Source organism: Pseudomonas sp. HC1(2025) (assembly GCF_058742075.1).
On the sequence record NZ_CP196017.1, the window covers coordinates 4172366 to 4191352 of the forward strand.

Annotated in this window: 16 protein-coding genes; 9 read left to right on the plus strand and 7 right to left on the minus strand. The window is 61.1% G+C overall.

Annotated elements, in window-relative coordinates:
- Window positions 1-91 precede the first annotated feature (91 nt).
- Together ACSSVH_RS18480 and ACSSVH_RS18485 are read left to right on the plus strand one after the other, a co-directional pair.
- On the plus strand, window positions 92-973 hold the full coding sequence (locus ACSSVH_RS18480; RefSeq protein ID WP_432754485.1) for a DMT family transporter: 882 nt from the start codon (window positions 92-94) through the stop codon (window positions 971-973).
- A 128-nt stretch (window positions 974-1101) separates the two neighbouring features.
- The gene (locus ACSSVH_RS18485; RefSeq protein WP_169955899.1) at window positions 1102-1383 is read left to right on the plus strand and encodes a hypothetical protein; all 282 of its coding nucleotides are present in this window, start codon (window positions 1102-1104) and stop codon (window positions 1381-1383) included.
- 38 nt (window positions 1384-1421) lie between these two features.
- Here ACSSVH_RS18485 and ACSSVH_RS18490 read toward each other — a convergent pair whose 3' ends face one another.
- A complete protein-coding gene (locus tag ACSSVH_RS18490; protein WP_169955898.1) occupies window positions 1422-1709 on the minus strand; it encodes an Rdx family protein in 288 nt (95 codons plus the stop codon).
- A gap of 84 nt (window positions 1710-1793) precedes the next feature.
- Between ACSSVH_RS18490 and ACSSVH_RS18495 the strand changes: the two genes are divergently transcribed.
- Window positions 1794-3983 (plus strand): patatin-like phospholipase family protein, encoded by a 2190-nt coding sequence (locus tag ACSSVH_RS18495; protein ID WP_170042604.1) that lies wholly within the window; start codon window positions 1794-1796, stop codon window positions 3981-3983.
- Window positions 3984-4128: 145 nt separating this feature from the next.
- Here ACSSVH_RS18495 and ACSSVH_RS18500 read toward each other — a convergent pair whose 3' ends face one another.
- Entirely contained in the window at window positions 4129-4563 is a 435-nt protein-coding gene (locus ACSSVH_RS18500) for a MarR family transcriptional regulator (RefSeq protein WP_169955894.1), read from the minus strand.
- Window positions 4564-4684: 121 nt separating this feature from the next.
- Window positions 4685-6814, minus strand: a complete 2130-nt coding sequence (gene recQ / locus ACSSVH_RS18505) for a DNA helicase RecQ (protein WP_029292447.1) — start codon at window positions 6812-6814, stop codon at window positions 4685-4687.
- Window positions 6815-7088: 274 nt separating this feature from the next.
- On the opposite strand from recQ, the gene ACSSVH_RS18510 reads away from it, so the two are divergent.
- The 3 genes from ACSSVH_RS18510 to ACSSVH_RS18520 all read left to right on the plus strand — a co-directional run bounded on the left by ACSSVH_RS18510 (window position 7089) and on the right by ACSSVH_RS18520 (window position 11660).
- Window positions 7089-7676, plus strand: a complete 588-nt coding sequence (locus ACSSVH_RS18510; RefSeq protein ID WP_169955890.1) for a UPF0149 family protein — start codon at window positions 7089-7091, stop codon at window positions 7674-7676.
- 20 nt (window positions 7677-7696) lie between these two features.
- Entirely contained in the window at window positions 7697-8083 is a 387-nt protein-coding gene (locus tag ACSSVH_RS18515; RefSeq protein WP_169955888.1) for a YbaN family protein, read from the plus strand.
- A gap of 106 nt (window positions 8084-8189) precedes the next feature.
- Window positions 8190-11660 carry a hybrid sensor histidine kinase/response regulator gene (locus ACSSVH_RS18520; protein ID WP_169955886.1) on the plus strand — a complete coding sequence of 1157 codons (3471 nt, stop codon included), beginning with the start codon at window positions 8190-8192 and terminating at the stop codon, window positions 11658-11660.
- Between the two features lie 171 nt (window positions 11661-11831).
- Here the strand turns inward: ACSSVH_RS18520 and ACSSVH_RS18525 are convergent, their stop codons facing one another.
- Both ACSSVH_RS18525 and ACSSVH_RS18530 read right to left on the minus strand, forming a co-directional pair.
- A complete protein-coding gene (locus ACSSVH_RS18525) occupies window positions 11832-13196 on the minus strand; it encodes a DNA recombination protein RmuC (RefSeq protein ID WP_169955265.1) in 1365 nt (454 codons plus the stop codon).
- A gap of 175 nt (window positions 13197-13371) precedes the next feature.
- Window positions 13372-13695: an SEL1-like repeat protein gene (locus ACSSVH_RS18530; protein ID WP_169955257.1), complete on the minus strand. Its 324-nt coding sequence runs from the start codon at window positions 13693-13695 to the stop codon at window positions 13372-13374.
- A gap of 879 nt (window positions 13696-14574) precedes the next feature.
- On the opposite strand from ACSSVH_RS18530, the gene ACSSVH_RS18535 reads away from it, so the two are divergent.
- The 3 genes from ACSSVH_RS18535 (at window position 14575) to ACSSVH_RS18545 (ending at window position 16997) form a co-directional block, all read left to right on the plus strand.
- Entirely contained in the window at window positions 14575-14799 is a 225-nt protein-coding gene (locus tag ACSSVH_RS18535) for a hypothetical protein (RefSeq protein WP_007898912.1), read from the plus strand.
- 276 nt (window positions 14800-15075) lie between these two features.
- A complete protein-coding gene (locus ACSSVH_RS18540) occupies window positions 15076-15558 on the plus strand; it encodes a hypothetical protein (protein ID WP_169955256.1) in 483 nt (160 codons plus the stop codon).
- 146 nt (window positions 15559-15704) lie between these two features.
- Window positions 15705-16997, plus strand: coding sequence for an OmpP1/FadL family transporter (locus ACSSVH_RS18545; protein WP_169955255.1), 1293 nt, complete (start codon window positions 15705-15707; stop codon window positions 16995-16997).
- Window positions 16998-17062: 65 nt separating this feature from the next.
- Here ACSSVH_RS18545 and ACSSVH_RS18550 read toward each other — a convergent pair whose 3' ends face one another.
- A complete protein-coding gene (locus ACSSVH_RS18550) occupies window positions 17063-17614 on the minus strand; it encodes a glutathione peroxidase (protein WP_169955254.1) in 552 nt (183 codons plus the stop codon).
- Window positions 17615-17764: 150 nt separating this feature from the next.
- Window positions 17765-18964 (minus strand): MFS transporter, encoded by a 1200-nt coding sequence (locus tag ACSSVH_RS18555; RefSeq protein WP_169955264.1) that lies wholly within the window; start codon window positions 18962-18964, stop codon window positions 17765-17767.
- Window positions 18965-18987: the final 23 nt, after the last annotated feature.

An 18987-nucleotide genomic window follows, 5' to 3' on the forward strand; every position in this document is an offset into this window, starting at 1 on the left:
CTGCGATAAAACCGGCGATTCCCACGACAGACACCCAGGCGCCAGGCGCTCTAGACTGGATGCCTGCCTGCCCACTGCTTTAAGGATTGTCATGACCCCGCGCACTGCCCTCGGCGCCCTGCACATCGGTGCACTGATGTTTGGCCTTACTGGCGTCTTCGGCAAACTCGCCGCCGCCTCGCCGAGCATTATTGTGTTTGGCCGTGCCGCTTTCGCGGTGCTGGCCCTGGTGCTGTTCGCGCGTTTTGCCAGCAGCACACCGTGGCAAAAACTCTACAGCACTGACCTGCGGCGCCTGCTGCTCAGCGGCCTGCTGCTGGCCGGGCACTGGGTGAGTTTCTTCATCGCGGTAAAAGTGGCGGGGGTGGCGATTGCGACGCTGGGGTTCGCCACGTTCCCGGCGTTCACGGTGATCCTTGAAGGCCTGATCTTCCGCGAGCGGATCCGCGCCAATGAAATGGTACTGGTGGTGCTGGTCAGCGTCGGCCTGGTGCTGGTCACCCCGGACTTCGACCTGGCCAGCCAAGCCACCAGCGGCCTGGTCTGGGCCGTGGTCTCGGGCCTGCTGTTCTCGCTGCTCTCGTTGAACAACCGCGCCAGCGCCAGCATTCCCCCGGTGCAGGCAGCCCTGTGCCAAAACGTAGTGGTCGCCGTGTGCCTGCTGCCCGTCGCCGCTCCAGGCCTTGGCGAGGTACGTGCCCTGGACTGGTTGTGGATCGGTCTGCTGGGGGTGTTTTGTACCGGCCTGGCCCACAGTTTGTTTGTCGCCAGCCTCAAGGTGCTCAAGGCGCGCACCGCCGCGGTGGTGTTCGCCATGGAGCCGGTGTATGGCATCACCGTAGCCTGGCTGCTGTTCAGCGAAACCCCGACCCTGCGCATGTTGCTGGGCGGCGCGCTGATCATTGCAGCCATCGTCGTCTCGGGCTTGATGAGCCGCCCGGCCAAGGCCAAACAGCCGCCGGCCATGGCCTGATCTATACTTTTCCTATCCGCAACAGTCAGCTGTCGTTCAACGGATACAGACTCCTCGACGACAGCCGTGGTCCTTGAAGTTGCTGCATGCGAGTGGTCGCTCCCTTAATGCTATGCAGGAGTTTCACCATGGACATGTTCATCCCCCTGATCATTCAGATCATCAGTGGCGCAGTCGGCGGCAACATTGCCGGCCTGAGCAAGCAAGGCCTGGGCTCCGGGCTCAATACGGTGGTCGGTGGCGTCGGCGGCCTGGTGCTGGGGCAGATCGTCGCGGCGATCACTGGCATGCCAGCCGGTGGCGCACTGGATGTTGCCGCCGTGGGCAGCAATATCGTCGGCGGCGGTGTCGGCGGCCTGGTGCTGACGTTTGTCGTCGGCTGGATCAAGAATAAAATGGCCGCCAAATAAACCACCCCACACTGCCGGCCATGCGCCGGCAGTGTCGCCTAAGAAGTCCGGTCGTTGTGCCCCAGGTCCCGTTCTGGGGCGATCTGGTCGCGCACCCGCTGCTTGAGCACCTTGGCCTCGGGGAAACCGCCATCGGCCTTGCGCTCCCAGATCTGTACGCCGTCGCAGGTGATGCGAAACGCCCCGCCGGTCGCCGGCTCCAGGGCGACTTTGCCGAGGTCGTCGGCAAAGGTGCTCAGCAGTTCCTGGGCCAGCCACGCGGCGCGCAGCAGCCACTGACATTGGGTGCAATAGGTGATGACAATCTCGGGCTTGGATGCGGACATAAAATGAAGAACTCCTGAGATGACGAGACAGGTGGATCGGATGGCTATAATACCGGCCTTTGCCGCCCAGCCCCGAGATTGATGATGCGCCGCCTGTTGTCCTGCCTGCTGCTGTGCCTGCTCCCTGTCCTTGCCCAAGCCGTTGAAACCCCACGCCCGAAAATCGGCCTGGTGCTTTCCGGCGGCGCCGCCCGTGGCCTGGCGCACATCGGCGTGCTCAAGGCCCTCGAAGAGCAAGGCATCCACATCGATGCGATTGCCGGCACCAGCATGGGCGCGGTGATTGGCGGGCTGTACGCGTCGGGCTACAAGATCGACGAACTGGAAAAACTGGCACTGAGCATCGACTGGCAATTAGCGCTGTCCGACGCCCCGCCCAGGGAAGACGTGCCGTTCCGGCGCAAGCAGGATGACCGGGACTTCCTGATCAAGCAGAAACTGAGCTTTCGCGACGACGGCAGCCTGGGCCTGCCCCTGGGCGTGATCCAAGGCCAGAACCTGGCGCTGCTGCTGGAGAGCATGTTCGCCCACAGCAGCAATACCCGCGACTTCGACAAGCTGCCGATTCCCTTTCGCGCGGTGGCCACCGACATCACCAGCGGCGAGAAAGTGGTGTTTCGCAAGGGCCATCTGCCTCAAGTGATTCGCGCCAGCATGTCGATCCCCGCAGTGTTCGCCCCGGTGGAACTGGACGGCCGGCTGCTGGTGGATGGCGGCATGACCGATAACATCCCCCTGGATGTGGCGCGGGAGATGGGAGTCGATATCGCCATCGTGGTGGATATCGGCACGCCGTTGCGCAACCGCAAGCAACTGGCGACGGTGGTGGATGTGCTCAACCAGTCCATCACCCTGATGACCCGCCGCAACTCCGAGGAACAACTCAAGGCCCTGCACCCAGGCGACGTGCTGATCCAGCCACCCTTGGCCGCATATGGCGTGACCGATTTTGGCCGCGCCAAGGACATGATCGACGCTGGCTACCGCGCCACCAGGGCCCTGGATACCCGCCTGGCACGCCTGCGCCCAACCGGGTCGGTGGACGCCGAACTGACCGCCGCCCGCACCCCAGGCCAGCGCAACCCGACGATTACCGCGATCAAGGTGGAGAACGACTCGAAAGTCGGCGACGACGTGATCCGCTACTACATCCGCCAACCTATTGGCGAGCCGCTGAACCTGGCCCGCCTGCAATCGGACATGGGCACCCTATACGGCCTGGATTACTTCGAGCAGGTGCAATACCGCGTGGTGAAAAAAGGCCCGGACAACACCCTGGTCATCAGCGCGCGCGGCAAACGCAGCGGCACCGACTACCTGCGCCTGGGGCTCAACCTGTCCGATGACATGCGCGGCGACAGCGCGTTCAACCTCGGCGCCAGCTACCGCGTCAACGGCATCAACCGCCTTGGCGCCGAATGGCTCACCAGGGTGCAGATCGGCGATCGGCAGGAGCTGTACAGTGAGTTCTACCAGCCGATGGATACCGGCTCACGTTACTTCGTCGCACCCTATATCAGCGCGCAGGCGCAGAACGTCGAACTGATCCTGGATAACGACCCGATCTCCGAATACCGTCTGGAGCGCTATGGGTTTGGCCTGAACGTTGGCCGGCAGATCGGCAACAGCGGCGAAATCCGCTTCGGCGTCGGCGAAGCCTGGGGCAAGGCCGATGTGCGCATCGGCGACCGCGACTTGCCCAGCGTGAGCTTCAACGAGGGCTTCTATGAACTGAAGTACTCCTTCGACTCCCTGGACAACGTGTACTTCCCCCATACCGGTGAAGATATTGGCCTGGCCTACCGCGAATTCGAACCGGGCCTGGGCTCCGACCAGCGCTACCGGCAATGGGAGTTCAAGCTGGACAAGGCCATGAGCCATGGCCCGGACACCCTGGTACTGGGCGGGCGCTACGGGCGCACCCTGGATGATTCCGACGTGGTGATTTCCAGCTTCCTGCTGGGCGGTGCGCGGCAGCTGTCAGGGTTCCGCCAGGATGCGATTTCCGGGCAGAACGTCAGCCTGATGCGCGCGGTCTACTACCGCCGCCTGACCCCACGCTCCTACTTGCCGTTGGACTTCCCGCTGTACCTGGGCGCCTCCCTGGAACGCGGGCGGGCGTGGAACAACGACAATGAGTTCGACAGTGGCTATATCAATGCCGCGAGCATCTTCCTCGGGTTTGATACACCGCTGGGGCCGTTGAACTTCAGCTATGGGTTTAATGATGACAATCAGAAGGCGGTGTATCTGAATCTTGGGCAGACGTTCTAACAACGACGCTTAGCCGAGGTGGAGCAGGCTTGTGTGGGAGCGGGCTTGCTCGCGAAAGCAGTGGTTCAGTCACCGGATACATTGACTGACACACCTCTTTCGCGAGCAAGCCCGCTCCCACATTTTGATCAGCGGCGTAATCGGATCAGGTCTTTTCCAGGTTCGCCAGAATATGCCCATGCACACGCATGCACACCCGCATCTCTTCTTCATCGACCCCCACAAAAAGCTCCTGGCGCAAAGCCGTGGCAATGGTCTCGATTTGATCGATCAACGGCCTTGCTGGATCACACAACACAATGCGCTTGGCACGCCGGTCTTCCAGCACAGCCTGGCGTTGCACCAGGCCCTGGCTCTCCAGGCTGTCGAGCAGGCGCGCCAATGTAGGCCCTTCCACCCCGACACTCTGGGCCAGCTCACGCTGGGTCGGTGCTTCTTCAAAGCGGGCCAGATGCAGCAGCACCAGCCAGCGCGCCTGGGACAACCCCAGCCCAGCCAGGCGGCGATCCAGTTCGGCGCGCCAGCCACGGGACATTTGCGCCAACTGCATGCCAAAACGGTGTTGATCGGTTAACGGCATAAAAAACTCATGGATTAGACTGAAAATAAAGTGTGGCTAATTATTAGTCAGCTAAGCATGCCCCATGGCCGTAGGCAAGGCTTGCAATGTACTGATTCGTTACATTGTCGTAATTGACGCATCAAATCTCGAATTCCGACTGCAACGCGGCCCGTACACAGTACAAAACACCCTCCGGCACCCGCCCGGTGAACAGCGGCGCGATGTCGGACACCGGTGGCAACTCGCCCTCGCCGTCGAGAAACGCATCCTGGATTTCACCCAGCAAATCTTCCGGCAGATCCAGGGCCTGCTCCAGGGACAATTGCTGTTTGCCAATGGACTCGGCCAGCAAGGTGTAGACGTTTTTTTCCGAGCACTGCAACTGCCCGGCGATCTGGATCGGGGTCATGCCGGCGCGGGCCAGGCTGATCAATTCGTGGCGGATATCGGCGATTTCCTTGGGTGCCTCGGCCTGGCCACCAAGGACTTCCAGGAAGGCCTGGCCATAACGCTCAAGCTTGCGCGCGCCGACGCCACTGACCCGGGCCATTTCGGCCATGGTGGTCGGTTGCTCGCGCAACATCTCCAGCAACGTGGAGTCGGGGAAGATGACGTAGGGCGGCACGCTGTGCTCTTGCGCCAGCTTGCGGCGCAAGGCACGCAGGGCTTCCCACTGTTCGCGCTCTTCGCCCCGCACCAATTGGCTGGCCTGGCTGGTACTGCTGGATTTGGCAGTGGTCTGCGGCTTGAGGTCGCGGCGCAGCTCCAGGCTGACCTCGCCCTTGAGCAGTGGCCGGCAGCTATCGTTCAGGCGCAGGCCGCCGTAGCCTTCCAGGTCGATATCCACCAGGCCGCGTGCCACCATCTGGCGGAACAGCGAGCGCCATTCGCCTTCAGCCCGCGCCTTGCCTACGCCGTACACCGATAGGTGCTGATGGCCAAAGCTGCGGATTTTTTCGTTGTCCTTGCCCAGCAGTACATCCACCAGATGGCCGACGCCATAACGCTGGCCGGTCCGGAAGATCGCCGACAAGCCTTGGCGCGCCGGCTCGGTAGCATCCCAGGTCTGCACGCCGTCCACACAGTTGTCGCAATGCCCACAAGGCTGGGGCATGTCTTCGTCGAAATAGGCGAGCAAGGTCTGACGACGGCAGCGGGTTTCTTCGCACAGCGACAGCATGGCGTCGAGCTTGTGCTGCTCCAGGCGCTTGTGGCGCTCATCGCCTTCGGAGTTTTGCAGCATCTGCTTGAGCATCACCACATCCTGCAGGCCGTAGACCATCCAGGCATCCGCCGGCAGGCCATCGCGACCGGCACGCCCGGTTTCCTGGTAGTACGCCTCAAGGGACTTGGGCAGGTCCATATGGGCCACGAAGCGCACGTTGGATTTGTCGATGCCCATGCCAAACGCAATGGTCGCCACCATGATCAGGCCTTCCTCGTTAAGGAAGCGCTTCTGGTGATAGGCCCGCAACTCGTTGGGCAGGCCGGCATGGTAAGGCAGCGCGGGATAGCCCTGCTCACACAGGAACGCCGCCACTTCATCGACCTTCTTGCGCGACAGGCAGTAGACGATCCCGGCATCGCTGCGCCGCTCGGAGAGGAACGCCAGCAACTGCTTGCGTGGCTGTTCCTTGGGCACGATGCGGTAAAAGATGTTGGGACGGTCGAAGCTGGAGAGAAAACGCTCGGCGTTCTGCAGGTGCAGGCGCTCGACGATTTCCTCGCGGGTGCGCTTGTCGGCCGTCGCCGTCAGGGCGATGCGCGGCACATTGGGGAACAGTTCGGCCAGTTGCCCCAATTGCAGGTATTCACGGCGGAAATCGTGGCCCCACTGGGATACACAGTGGGCCTCATCGATGGCGAACAGGGAGATTTCCAGGCTCTGCAGGAATGCCAGCATCCGTGGCTGGACCAGACGCTCGGGCGCCAGGTAGAGCATCTTCACTTCGCCACGGCGGATCCGCGCCGCCAGGTCGCGTTGCTGTTCGGCACTCAGGGTAGAGTTCAACGCGGCGGCGGCGACGCCCAACTCTTCCAGGGTGGCCACTTGATCGTCCATCAGCGCGATCAACGGCGAGACCACTACCGCCAGCCCTTCACGCAACAATGCCGGCACCTGGAAGCACAACGACTTGCCGCCACCGGTAGGCATCAGGACCAGCGCATCACCGCCGCTGGCCACGCGCTCAATGATCGCACCCTGGCGGCCACGAAAGCTGTCGTAGCCGAAGATGTCCTTGAGGACGCGTTGAGCCTGTTCAAGCATGAAAAACTCCAAATTCCACCGAAATCCCTCTGTACAGGCTGGCTGAAAAAGCACGCCTGGCCGGGAAATAATCCGTAAGCGAACTTTTCCCGCAACCGCATCCGGCCTGCAGGGGCATCACAAAACGCGGCAGTATACCCGAGCGCTCCCCGGCAAAGGGCGCCACTGACGAATAGCGGCCCATCTGAAAACCTTGCAAATATGCCGTGCGGCTGGCCTGCACGCTCAAGAAGGCCTAGAATTCAGCATCGTTTATTCCCAAGGTAGTCTTTCAATGTCCTTCGCTGAGCAACTAAACCGCCTGCAAGCCTTCCTCGATGCCGATGAGCTGCATGACGAGGCGCTGGACTACGTGGCCGCCCACGGCTACCTGACTGCGCTGTCGATCTGCTCCGAACCTGTGCCTGATCGTGAATGGATCGACGCCCTGTTCGCCGAAGAGCCGCACTACAAGGATGAGGCCCAGCGCACCGAGATCGAAGAAACCCTGCTCCAGCTCAAGGCCCACATCTCACGCCAATTGGCGTCCGATGAGGAGTTCGAGCTGCCCTGCGACCTCGACCTCGGCGAAGAGCCCGACGACTCCGACCTGCGCGGCTGGTGCATTGGCTTCATGGAAGGTGTGTTCCTGCGTGAAGCGGCCTGGTTCGAAACCGCCGAGGAAGAAGTCAGCGAAATGCTGCTGCCGATCATGGTCGGTTCCGGTCTGTTCGACGACCAGCCTGAGTTCGCCGATATCGCCAGCGACGCCAACCTGATGGACGACATGATCGTACAGATCCCGGAAGCACTGACCGCCCTGTACCTGCTGTGCAACGCCCCCGACGAAAAACCGGCGATCCTCAAGCCTCGCCACCACTGAGTACCCCGCCCGTGGCGCCCATGGGCAACCGCTCCCCGATTGTGCGCTACGTGCTGCTGGCCATTGGCTGGTTGAGCGTCGCACTCGGGGTGATCGGGATCTTCCTGCCGGTCTTGCCGACCACCCCCTTCCTGCTCCTGGCTGCCGGCTGCTTTGCCCGCAGCTCCCCGCGTTTCTATGACTGGCTGGTGAATCACCCGCGCCTTGGCCCGTGGATTCGTGACTACCTGGACGGCAACGGCATTCCATTAAAAGGCAAGGTGTACGCCATCGGCCTGATGTGGCTGAGCATCGGCCTGTCCTGCTACCTGGTGCCATTGCCCTGGGCACGCGGGTTCATGTTGACCAGTGCGGTGCTGGTGACGATCTACATCCTGCGTCAGAAGACCCTACCTCCACGTTCGTAGGAACCGCCCCTACACGACCTTCGTCGACACTGACTAACCCCGGCCATCATGCGAGACTGTCGCCCCGGGCCTGGAATGCCCGGGTGTTCTTATGTCCGGAGTACTCATGACGCTGTCCAGCGGGCTGATCGCCGCCGTTGCCCTGGCCTACATGGCCATTATGTTTGCCATCGCCTTCTACGGTGACCGCCGCCGCGCGCCGCTGCCGCCACGGGTGCGCGCGTGGGTGTATAGCCTGTCGCTGGCGGTGTACTGCACCAGTTGGACCTTCTTCGGCGCTGTGGGCCAGGCTGCTGAACAGCTGTGGGCATTTTTACCGATCTACCTGGGCCCCGTCCTGCTTCTGGTGCTGGCGCCCTGGGTCCTGCAAAAGATGATTCTGATCAGCAAGCAGGAAAACATTACCTCCATCGCTGACTTTATCGCTGCGCGCTATGGCAAATCCCAGTCCCTGGCGGTGGTCGTGGCGCTGATCTGCCTGGTCGGCGTGCTGCCTTATATTGCCCTGCAACTCAAAGGCATCGTGCTGGGGGTCAACCTGCTGATTGGCGCCGGTGCCGATGCCACCGGCACGCGGGCCCAGGACACCGCCCTGATCGTGTCCCTGGTGCTGGCACTGTTCACCATCGTATTCGGTACCCGCAACCTCGACGCCACGGAGCACCACCGTGGCATGGTGCTGGCGATTGCCTTCGAATCCCTGGTCAAGCTGTTCGCATTTCTCGCCGTCGGTGCGTTTGTTACCTACGGCCTGTACGACGGTTTCAACGATCTGTTCAGCCAGGCCATGCTCGCGCCGAGGCTGGAGGAGTACTGGAAAGAGACCGTCAACTGGCCGTCGATGGTGGTGCAGACTGGCGTGGCGATGATGGCGATCATCTGCCTGCCCCGCCAGTTCCACGTCACCGTGGTGGAGAACATCGAGCCCCAGGACCTGCGCCTGGCCAAGTGGGTGTTCCCCGCGTACCTGGTGCTGGCTGCGCTGTTTGTGGTGCCGATTGCCCTGGGCGGCAAAATGCTGCTGCCCGGCTCGGTGCTGCCGGACTCCTACGTGATCAGCCTGCCCCTGGCCGAAGCCCATCCGGCCCTGGCGCTGCTGGCGTTTATTGGCGGCGCTTCGGCGGCGACCGGCATGGTCATCGTCGCGAGCGTGGCGCTGTCGACCATGGTTTCCAACGATATGTTGCTGCCCTGGCTGCTGCGCCGCACCAACGCCGAGCGCCCGTTCGAAGTCTTCCGCCACTGGATGCTCTCGGTACGCCGGGTCAGCATCGTGATTATCCTGCTGCTGGCCTATGTCAGTTATCGCCTGCTCGGTTCCACCGCCAGCCTGGCGACCATCGGCCAGATCGCCTTTGCTGCGGTGACCCAACTGGCACCGGCGATGCTCGGCGCACTGTACTGGAAGCAAGCCAACCGACGCGGCGTGTTTGCCGGCCTGGCGGCAGGCACCTTCCTGTGGTTCTACACCCTGGTGTTGCCGATTGCCGCCCATAGCCTGGGCTGGTCGCTGAATATCTTCCCGGGCCTGGCCTGGCTGCACGGTAACCCGCTGGGGCTGCCGATCACGCCACTGACCCAGGGTGTGGTGCTGTCTTTGGCCGGTAACTTCACCCTGTTTGCCTGGGTCTCGGTGCTGTCGCGTACACGGGTGTCGGAGCATTGGCAGGCCGGGCGCTTTATCGGCCAGGAAACCAGCCAGCGCGCCAGCGCCCGCTCCATGCTGTCGGTGCAGATCAATGACCTGTTGAGCCTGGCCGCGCGGTTTGTTGGCGAGGAACGCGCGCAGCAGAGCTTCATCCGCTTCGCCTATCGCCAAGGCAAAGGCTTTAACCCCAACCAGAACGCCGACAACGACTGGATTGCCCACACCGAACGACTGCTGGCTGGCGTGCTCGGCGCCTCATCCACACGGGCGGTGGTGAAAGCGGCCATTGAAGGCCGCGAAATGCAGCTAGAGGACGTAGTCCGTATCGCAGACGAAGCCTCCGAAGTGCTGCAGTTCAACCGGGCGCTGTTGCAAGGCGCCATCGAGAACATCACCCAGGGCATCAGTGTGGTGGATCAGTCCCTCAAGCTGGTGGCCTGGAACCGTCGCTATCTGGAACTGTTCAACTATCCCGACGGCCTGATCAGCGTCGGCCGGCCGATTGCCGACATTATTCGCTACAACGCCGAGCGCGGGCTGTGCGGCCCGGGTGAGGCCGAAGTCCACGTGGCGCGGCGCCTGCACTGGATGCGCCAGGGCCGGGCACATACGTCGGAACGGCTGTTTCCCAACGGCCGGGTGATCGAGTTGATCGGCAACCCGATGCCGGGCGGTGGGTTTGTCATGAGTTTTACTGACATTACTGCGTTCCGCGAGGCCGAGCAGGCTCTGACCGAGGCCAATGAAGGCCTGGAACAGCGGGTCACCGAGCGCACTCATGAGCTGTCGCAACTGAATGTGGCCCTGACCGATGCCAAGGGTGTGGCCGAGTCGGCCAACCAGTCGAAAACCCGCTTCCTCGCCGCCGTCAGTCACGACCTGATGCAACCGTTGAACGCGGCGCGACTGTTCTCGGCCGCCCTCTCCCACCAGAGCGAAGGCTTATCCGGTGAGGCCCGGCAACTGGTGCAGCACTTGGACAGTTCGCTGCGCTCGGCCGAAGACCTGATCAGCGACTTGCTGGATATCTCCCGCCTGGAAAACGGCAAGATCAACCCTCAGCGCCAGCCGTTTGCCTTGAGTGAACTGTTCGACGCCCTGGGCGCGGAGTTCAAGGTGCTGGCCCAGGAGCAAGGCTTGAGTTTCCGCCTGCGCGGCAGCCGCTTGCGCATCGACAGTGATATCAAGCTGCTGCGGCGAATCCTGCAGAATTTCCTGACCAACGCTTTTCGCTATGCCCACGGCCCGGTACTGCTGGGTGTACGACGGCGTCGCGGCGAACTGCGCTTGGAGGTGTGGGATCGTGGCCCAGGCATCCCGCTGGATAAACAGAAAGTCATCTTCGAAGAGTTCAAGCGCCTGGACAGCCACCAGACCCGTGCCGAAAAGGGCCTGGGGCTTGGCCTGGCCATTGCCGACGGGCTGTGCCGCGTGCTCGGTCACCGCTTGCGCGTGCGCTCATGGCCAGGCAAAGGCAGCGTGTTCAGCGTCAGTGTGCCGCTGGCCAAGGCACAGACCAGCTTGCAGGTGCAGGCCACACCGGACAAGGGCCTGCCACTGAGCGGCGCCCAGGTGCTGTGCGTGGACAACGAAGACAGCATCCTGATTGGCATGCGCAGCCTGTTGAGTCGTTGGGGCTGCCAGGTCTGGACCGCACGCGACCAGGCGCAATGCGCGGCGTTGCTGGCCGAGGGCATGCGCCCGCAATTGGCATTGGTGGATTACCACCTGGACCACGGCGAGACCGGCACGGAGTTGATGGGCTGGCTGCGCGCGCAACTGGCGGAGCCGATTCCTGGGGTGGTGATCAGCGCCGATGGCCGTCCGGAGATGGTGGCCGAGGTACATGCAGCGGGGTTGGATTACCTGGCCAAGCCGGTAAAACCGGCGGCATTGCGCGCACTGCTGAACCGGCATTTGCCGTTGTAACGTTCGGGTGCTGGCTTGCCGTAATACCGCTCAGTTAAGTGAACGAGCCCCCCTGTGGGAGCGGGCTTGTCGGATCGCCGCATCGCCGCGAAGACGTCGGCCCAGCAAACATTGATGTTGACTGACCCACTGCTTTCGCGAGCAAGCCCGCTCCCACATAGAGTTCTGTGTCTAGTCAGGTAGCTGGGCGACGCCATCTTCGTCAGTCATCGCTTTTTCCAGCAGATCGGCAGGCAAGCCTTTACTGGCCCGCGCGCCCAACAGCTTGAGTTGCTCCACCCGGCTGACCAGATTGCCGCGACCATCTGTGAGCTTGTTGCGCGCAGCACTGTAAGCCTTATCCAACTGCTGTAATCGATTGCCGACTTCATCCAGGTCCTGGATAAACAGCACGAACTTGTCGTACAGCCAGCCGGCGCGTTCGGCGATTTCCCGGGCGTTCTGGCTTTGCCGCTCCTGCTTCCACAGGCTGTCGATCACCCGCAGGGTCGCCAGCAAGGTGGTCGGGCTGACGATCACGATATGGCGGTCGAAGGCCTCCTGGAACAGGTTCGGCTCGGCCTGCAACGCGGCCGAAAACGCCGCCTCGATGGGTACGAACAACAACACGAAATCCAGGCTGTGCAGGCCTTCCAGGCGCTTATAGTCCTTGCCGGCCAAGCCTTTGACATGATTGCGTAACGACAGCACATGCTGCTTGAGGGCGGCCTGGCCGATCACCTCGTCATCGGCCGCCACGTACTGCTGATAGGCGGTCAGGCTGACCTTGGAGTCCACCACCACCTGCTTGTCGCCCGGCAACATGATTAGCACGTCCGGCTGGAAACGCTCGCCATCCGGGCCCTTGAGGCTGACCTGGGTCTGGTACTCACGGCCTTTCTCCAGGCCGGCATGTTCCAGCACGCGCTCCAGAATCAGTTCGCCCCAGTTGCCCTGGGTCTTCTGTCCCTTAAGGGCGCGGGTCAGGTTGGTGGCTTCGTCCGACAGGCGCAGGTTCAATTGCTGCAGGCGCTCCAGCTCCTTGCCCAGGGAAAAACGCTCGCGCGCTTCATTCTGATAGCTTTCTTCCACGCGCTTTTCGAACGACTGGATGCGTTCCTTCAACGGGTCAAGCAATTGCCCCAGACGCTGCTGGCTGGTTTCGGCAAACCGCTGCTCACGCTCATCGAAAATTTTCCCGGCCAGCTCGGCGAACTGCGCACGCAATTCATCCCGCGAGCCTTGCAAGTCGTTGAGGCGTTGTTGATGGCTGTCCTGCTGCTCACGCAGTTCGGCGCGCAGGGAGGCCGACAAGGCATCCAGGCGGCGTAGCTCACCTTCCTTGGCGGAGCGCTCGATGTTCCAGGCGTGGGCCGCATCCCGCGCGTTATCGCGATCGATTTGCAGCAACTCGACTTCCCGGCGTACCGCTGCCAGATCCGCCTGCTTGGCCGCATTGGCCTGGCTCAGGTCGCTGATCTCGTCGCGGCTGGCGTCCAGTTGCGCGGCCAGGCCTTCCTGGGCCAGTTGCGCAGTGGCCAGGCGCTCTTCCAGCAGTTCCCAACCGGTACGGCGTGCGTTCAGGCGGCGCTGGATCTGCCAGCACAGGACCGATAGAGGCAACGCCGCAGCGGCGAGACCCAGTGCCACACTGGTCCAGTCAAAAGCCATAGCCATTCCTGCCATTACGGTAAAAGAGGAAGGTTAACCAAGCAGGCGCTTCGTGGACAGCTCAGTCTTTGAGCTGACCCAATTCACGCTGGGCGCCCACGTCGCCGGCACGGGCGGCCTGGCGCAGGAGGTCATGGCCGATGCGGCGGTCCCGGGCATTGCCGCACTCGCGACACATCAACAGGCCCAGGCGGCTCTGTGCCACGACCACACCTTCACGAGCCGGCTGCTTGAGCAAACGTCCGGCGAAATGCTTGATGTTGGGGTTATCGCCGATGCGCGGGCTATCCAGCAGCCACAAGGCGACCTTCAAGGAGAAACGCTTGGGCGGGGTAACACTAGCAGGGTTGTCGGTAACAGAAGGTGATACTGAGCGAAACTTCATAAAGCACTGTAGGGCAGAACGGAAGGCGCGCCACTCTACTCCTTTTTTCGTACGGGTAAAGCTGAAAAAACCCTGCACGCCCGTTCTAGAGCAAGCGCTCGGGACAATCCACAGAAGCTGTGGATAACTCAGTGGACAACCGTGCTTTAACTCGCGCAAAGGCCCATGGAATGGGGGCCGCGCTTAAACTGACGATTTTTTCACCAATAAAAAAAAGCCAGGTTTTTCATTGACTTAAATTTTCGATGCAGGCATTCGTGGGTCAATCGGGCCGCGCACCATCCTGGTGACACACTGCGCAACCAATGTGCACAACTACCTGCCTGGCGGTTATATCCCCACCCTCACACGGCGCAAAACGTTACGCCGGTGACACACTAGCCCGGACCGAGGCCTGGCCCCCAATAAAGTATTTTGGCTAACACACTTGCTTTACCTGTTTCAAGCCATTACTATCTGCGGCGTTAGTACCAAGCTGAAAGTCAATTCTGGTCGAACAAATCCCCGTGATGTAGCTTCCCTAAAGAGAAGTTCTGTCAATCTTGATGGGATCGACCACCTCGATGGTTTCCAGGTATCACTTGCGACGACACTGCCTTTGAACAATGCAAAGGGTGTCGCGAAGTTTCCATACTCTGACCGAACCAACCTGCAAATTGATCAGGATCTTCACCCTGGGCCCAGAACCTTTGCCCCTGTTGTGTTGCCTGCCCTCCTAAGTACCTACCTGCCAGCCCAAGCGCGCCAAACTATTTAGCGCTTCAAACTGGCTGCTTTGTTCCAGTCGGGTTCTTCGCATGATCAATGGTGATCAGCGTCACTGGAACGTTTTAACGTTGCACGGATCTTATCCGTGTCATTTGTAGGAACACCAATAATATGTCCACTCAAATCCATACTCAGGATGCCATTCGCACCCTCACCAATGCTTTTGCCCCAATGAACTGCCTGATCATGGCCGCTCGCAAAGGCTGCTTCAGCTTCACCCTGGTCAACGAACACGGTATCGCTCGTCACAGCGAACGCCTGTACCCCGATCAATACTCCAGCGCAGAACCGCTGCAGGCCGTGATCGAGCGTACCCGTCAGGCCCTGGTTGCCTGATTGACCCGACGCTGAACATCGAAAACCCTGCCCGCAAGGCAGGGTTTTTTATTGCCCGCGATTCGGTTTTTCAGCAGTTCCTTTTAGGCCAAACAGATATAACGCTTATAACCACCGGCCGGAAATATTTTAAAAACAGTCCTTTACGTCGTGAATCTGACACTACACTTCAACTCAGGCGGCATGATCCGCCTCCGGCGAGCCTGAGATCCGATTCACCGCTGCCAAGCCCCCTTCTCAGGCCTCGTCGACCACTTTCAAGGTTTCGAGGGTTTTATGGGCATTGCCGCCGGCGAATTGTGTCGTTATGTGATCCGACCCACGCTGATTTACCTCGGTCGCCACAGCCAGACAGCAGAAACCCTGCTGCTGGGAGTTGCCGCCAGCCAATCGGAACTGGGTTCTGCCTTGCACGACCGGCGCGGCCACGGCCTGTATCGCATCACCGAACCGCGTCACAGAGCCCTGTGGGACAACTACCTGGCCCTGGACCCCGAGCGTGCAAGCCTGGTGCGCGGCCTCGCCAGCCAGCATGCCTTCCTCAGCGGGCCGCAGCTGGAGCTGGCGGTCAACCTGCGTTACGCCACCGCCATCGCCTGGTCGCTGGTGGAACAACATCGCCCCGAGCTGCCCCAACCCGACGACCTGCTGGCCATGGCGCGTATCTGGAAAGAAATATTTCACCCCCAGGGTCGGCTGCGCGATTACACCCAGGCCTGGCAAACCTGTGTAAACCCAATGAATCAGGTCGCCTGCTGATCGGGCACTTTGCAAGATTCGGCAAAAAGCGGCAATTTTGGTCGGATTGTCCTACAAAACCGCTCTATCTCCTATATTACAGCCTATAGCGCTAAGTTAATTTTATTGATACTTTCCGCAGCGGTGATCACCACGGAGTTCTAATAATGAAAAAAGTAATGCTCAAGACCACACTTAGCCTCGCCGTTGCCATGGCCTCTTCCCAACTGTTCGCAAGCGGCTTTGCCCTCAACGAACAGAGTGTTAGCGGGATGGGTACCGGTTTCGCAGGCCGTTCTTCTTCTGCCGATGATGCAAGCACTGTTTTTGGCAACCCTGCCGGTATGGCTCGCCTTGAAGGCCAGCAAGTCACAGGCGGTGTTGCAGCGATTGATGCCACGACCAATATCAGCCAGGTCAGCGGCAACACCAACACTTCCGGTAGCAACAAAGGCGATATGGTGCCTTTCACTGCCGTGCCGTTCGGCTTTTACACCAACAAACTCAACGAGCAGTGGGCAGTCGGTTTCGGCGTCTATGCACCGTTCGGCCTGGTCACTGACTACGAACGTGGCTTCCAGGGTCGCGGCTTTGGCAGCAAGAGCGAAGTGAAGGTCATTACCTTCCAGCCAACTGTCAGCTATGCCTTCAACGACCGGGTGTCCGTAGGTTTCGGTCCGACCTTCAACCGCATCGCCGGTACGCTGGAGTCGGATGTTTCGCTGCCGCAAGTGCCTAACGCCGTCAACAACATCAAGATCAAGGGTGACGATACCGCCCTGGGCTTTAACGTTGGCGTGCTGGTACAAGCCACCGACACCACTCGCGTGGGCCTGACCTACCACTCGAAAGTGAAGTACAAGCTCGAAGGCCACACCGAAGTGTCCCCAGGCACCGGCGTTCCAGGCCAGTTGCTGCGCGGCAACCGCTACGACGCTTCGCTGAAGATCGACACCCCTGAATCCTGGGACCTGTCGGTGACCCAGGACATGAGCGATGCCTGGAAGCTGTATGCCGGTGCGACCTGGACACGCTGGAGCCGCCTGAAAGACATCACCGTCAACAACGAAGGTGTCACTGCGGGCAACGGCGGCGGTGCAGCACCACAGCTGGTGGGCACCATCACGGAAGAACAGAACTGGCACGACACCTGGGCTTACGCAGTCGGTACCTCGTACCAACTGACCAAGCAAGTGGTCCTGCGGACCGGCCTGACCTTCGACCAGTCGCCTACCAACAACACTAATCGTTCGCCACGTATCCCTACCGGCGACCGGACAATCTTCAGTGTTGGCCTGGGCTACGCGGTCATGGATAACATGACCATCGACCTGGCTTACTCGTACCTCCAGGAAGAAGACATCAAGGTCAACAGCCACAACAAGCTGGGCCAGACGTACAACGCCAAATATGAAAACAGCGCCAACGGTTTTGGCCTGGGCATGACGTACAAGTTCTGATCCAACGCTGCATAAAAAAGCCCCGCTCTCCTGCACAGGAGGCGGGGCTTTTTAGTGGCCGATAATCAGGGCTTGGATGCCAGCGCCTGCTCCACAGCCTCGATCAGCTCCGGACTGTCCGGCTTGGTCAGGCTGGAGAAGCTGGCGATCACCTTGCCCTGGCGATCTACCACGTACTTGTAGAAATTCCATTTCGGCGCGTTGCTTTGTTCGGCCAGGACCTTGAACAGGTGTACCGCATCAGGGCCCCTGACCTTCTGTGGCTCGGTCATGGTGAAGGTCACGCCGTAATTCACGTAGCAGACCTTGGCCGTCTCCTCGCCCGTCTTGGCTTCCTGCTTGAAGTCATCGGAAGGAACGCCAATCACTTCCAGGCCATCGCCCTTGTAGCGCTGATACAACGCCTCCAGGCCCTTGAACTGCGGGGCGAACCCACAAAAGCTGGCGGTATTGACGATCACCAGGGGCTTGCCGGCAAAGCGCTGGCACAGATCGATGGATTCCTTGGCGCGCAACTTCGGCAATTGGCCTTCAAGCAACGTCGGGCAATCGGCGGCCATGGCGACACCACCAAAGGCCATCATCAGGGCGGGTACTGCAAGCCAACGCATTAACATGTGGGGTGTCCTTGGACAAAGTCAGGCAAGCAACTTAACAGATCGACATACCCAGTTGCATCAACGCCAGCCCGCTGCGCTGCCAGCCCCACCAGGCCAGCAGCAACAACGTCAGCAGGCCGGCTGCGCTAACCCAGTACCCGATCGAGTTCATGCAACCCCCATCTGCGCTTGCAACCTGGCCACAGGTCGCTCACGCACAGGCCAGTTAAGGGCGGCCGCGACCAGGCTCAAGACGATCGCCACCTGCCAGATCAAATCGTAGCTACCGGTTCGATCATAGACCACGCCCCCCAGCCAGCCGCCGAGGAACGAGCCCAACTGATGGAACAGGAACACGATCCCACCCAGCATCGACAGGTTTCTTACGCCAAACAAGGTCGCCACGGTGCCGTTGGTCAGCGGCACGGTCGACAGCCACAAAAAGCCCATGGCCATGCCGAACAGGTAGGCACTCATTTGCGTCACCGGCGCCCACAGGAACAACACGATCACCACCGCCCGCAGCAGGTACAACGCGGTAAGCAAACGTGGCTTGGACATCCGCCCGCCGAGCCAGCCTGCGGTGTAGGTGCCGAAGATGTTGAACAGGCCGATCAGCGCCAGCACCGTGGTGCCGACGGTCGCCGGCAGATGCTGGTCCACCAGGTAGGCCGGCAAGTGCACACCGATAAACACCACCTGGAATCCGCAGACAAAAAAGCCAAAGGCCAGCAACCAGAACCCGGAATGGGAACAGGCTTCGTGCAGGGCCTCGCGCAGGGTTTGCTGGCCTGCCACCACCGGCAGCGGGCGGTCCTTGATCATCGTCACCAGCGGCACGATCAGCGCCACCAGCAGGCCCAGCACCAGCAAGGCGGCGGACCAGCCCAGCCAGCCAATCAGGCCCAGGGTGCCCGGCAACATGGCGAACTGGCCAAAAGACCCGGCGGCGCTGGCAATGCCCATGGCCATGCTGCGTTTTTCCGGGGCCACGGCACGCCCGACCACGCCGAGGATCACCGAGAACGAGGTACCGGACAGGCCGATCCCGATCAACAAGCCGGCACTCAACGACAGCGACCACGCCGAATCGGATAAGCCCATGAACACCAGGCCCAAGGCATACAGCACGCCACCGATCATCACGACTTTGGCCGCGCCAAAGCGGTCGGCCAGGGCCCCGGTAAACGGCTGCGCCAGGCCCCAGATCAGGTTCTGCAGGGCGATGGCGAAGGCGAAGGTTTCACGACCCCAGCCAAACTCGGCGCTCATGGGCGCCAGGAACAGGCCAAAGCCATGTCGCACGCCCAGGGAAAGGGCCAGGATCAGCGCACTCCCGACAAGAATCCAGCCACTGGTACGCCACATCGAGGTCATTATTATTCTCCGCT

Bases quoted from the DNA above. Each gene is read 5' to 3' on its own strand.
- ACSSVH_RS18510 (WP_169955890.1), top strand. From the start codon at position 7,089: ATGTCCTTCGCTGAGCAACTAAACCGCCTGCAAGCCTTCCTCGATGCC.
- ACSSVH_RS18530 (WP_169955257.1), bottom strand. From the start codon at position 13,695: ATGAAGTTTCGCTCAGTATCACCTTCTGTTACCGACAACCCTGCTAGT.
- recQ (WP_029292447.1), bottom strand. From the start codon at position 6,814: ATGCTTGAACAGGCTCAACGCGTCCTCAAGGACATCTTCGGCTACGAC.
- ACSSVH_RS18545 (WP_169955255.1), top strand. From the start codon at position 15,705: ATGAAAAAAGTAATGCTCAAGACCACACTTAGCCTCGCCGTTGCCATG.
- ACSSVH_RS18550 (WP_169955254.1), bottom strand. From the start codon at position 17,614: ATGTTAATGCGTTGGCTTGCAGTACCCGCCCTGATGATGGCCTTTGGT.
- ACSSVH_RS18515 (WP_169955888.1), top strand. From the start codon at position 7,697: ATGGGCAACCGCTCCCCGATTGTGCGCTACGTGCTGCTGGCCATTGGC.
- ACSSVH_RS18485 (WP_169955899.1), top strand. From the start codon at position 1,102: ATGGACATGTTCATCCCCCTGATCATTCAGATCATCAGTGGCGCAGTC.
- ACSSVH_RS18500 (WP_169955894.1), bottom strand. From the start codon at position 4,563: ATGCCGTTAACCGATCAACACCGTTTTGGCATGCAGTTGGCGCAAATG.
- ACSSVH_RS18480 (WP_432754485.1), top strand. From the start codon at position 92: ATGACCCCGCGCACTGCCCTCGGCGCCCTGCACATCGGTGCACTGATG.
- ACSSVH_RS18495 (WP_170042604.1), top strand. From the start codon at position 1,794: ATGCGCCGCCTGTTGTCCTGCCTGCTGCTGTGCCTGCTCCCTGTCCTT.
- ACSSVH_RS18520 (WP_169955886.1), top strand. From the start codon at position 8,190: ATGACGCTGTCCAGCGGGCTGATCGCCGCCGTTGCCCTGGCCTACATG.
- ACSSVH_RS18555 (WP_169955264.1), bottom strand. From the start codon at position 18,964: ATGTGGCGTACCAGTGGCTGGATTCTTGTCGGGAGTGCGCTGATCCTG.
- ACSSVH_RS18490 (WP_169955898.1), bottom strand. From the start codon at position 1,709: ATGTCCGCATCCAAGCCCGAGATTGTCATCACCTATTGCACCCAATGT.
- ACSSVH_RS18540 (WP_169955256.1), top strand. From the start codon at position 15,076: ATGGGCATTGCCGCCGGCGAATTGTGTCGTTATGTGATCCGACCCACG.
- ACSSVH_RS18535 (WP_007898912.1), top strand. From the start codon at position 14,575: ATGTCCACTCAAATCCATACTCAGGATGCCATTCGCACCCTCACCAAT.